Origin of the sequence: Delftia sp. WSY_7 (assembly GCF_043104845.1) — a bacterium.
Lineage (GTDB): Bacteria > Pseudomonadota > Gammaproteobacteria > Burkholderiales > Burkholderiaceae_C > Comamonas > Comamonas tsuruhatensis.
In genome coordinates this window covers 1-1,033 of the sequence record NZ_JBICLB010000020.1, presented here as the reverse complement: position 1 = coordinate 1,033, position 1,033 = coordinate 1, and the positions used below count along the sequence as shown (strand labels likewise).

Below are 1,033 nucleotides of genomic sequence, written 5' to 3'. Positions count from 1 at the left end.
CCCAGGTCAGGTCCAGTGCATCATACTTGCGAGCGTTCTACTGACTATAGGTACACCAGTCCATTCAGAACGAATAATTTTCTTTCTTGTTCTATAAAAAGATAATAGGCGTTTCGCAAGCCTAGGCATATTGATTAAAAGAAAATTGCAATTATTAAATATAGTGGTTAAAGAACCTTTATATCATATAGTAAAACAACGCATTCATCTTTCTGAGTTTTGGTTTTTATTCTAAAGATGGCAGTTAGATCAGACTGCTGACCATCTACCCAAAGATCAATATCTGAAAGGCTATCGAATTTTCCCCAGCCTTGGCGTAGCTCCATATTCTCTATTTCTGATTCTGGTGGCATTGTGTATTTTTGCCTCGAGTACTTTGTGTTTGAAATATAGTTGGCTAAGACGCGGGAGATTTCAATTGAATTGTCTTCGTCAAGTATATTTCTGTTAGACACAATATTTTGTGTACATATAATTTGCAATATACTAGTTATCTTCTGTTTTGCAGTGGGTATGTTTTTTATCTTCATTATCTATCTCCTGGTATTCTCATGGGGGAGTTTGAAGAAATCCCGAGATTATTGAAATGCGGATCTACATGCATCAGAAATAGACATTTTGACTCCTCTTCGGATATGCCCGCCCTTCTTAGGGCTTTATAGCCTATTCTTCTTTCTGCAGCATATGTTCCTCCACCAGCCTGACGTTGTACTTGAGTTGCAATGTAGTGCTCTGATCCTATAGTGGTTGATTTACCGCCAAGTTGAACTGCTGGCGCCTTGCTTCTACTATACCCTGGTATTTGAATTGCAGACGCATTTTGTATAATATGATGGGAATCTGGTGGTACAGCACTATATTTACCATATTGCCGCCCATTGGACTGCATAGCATCTAGAATTTTCTTACAAGTGCAATGACATGGTTTAAAAGGTGCTAAGCCAAGTGGATCAATCCATGTGTTTGTATTGTCTGAATATCTATATATGTTCTCCCCTCCAAACAATCCAATAGGATCCTGACTAACAAACCG

The 1,033-nt window shown here is 38.4% G+C and carries 1 protein-coding gene and 1 pseudogene; both read right to left on the bottom strand.

What is annotated here, in order from left to right; all coding sequences use genetic code 11:
- Window positions 1-167: 167 nt before the first annotated feature.
- Window positions 168-530, bottom strand: coding sequence for a hypothetical protein (locus ACF8ME_RS09040; protein WP_392416092.1), 363 nt, complete (start codon window positions 528-530; stop codon window positions 168-170).
- Window positions 530-1,033, bottom strand: a pseudogene (locus ACF8ME_RS09035) (sugar-binding protein); the annotation flags it as partial. The gene ACF8ME_RS09040 and the pseudogene ACF8ME_RS09035, both read right to left, overlap by 1 nt.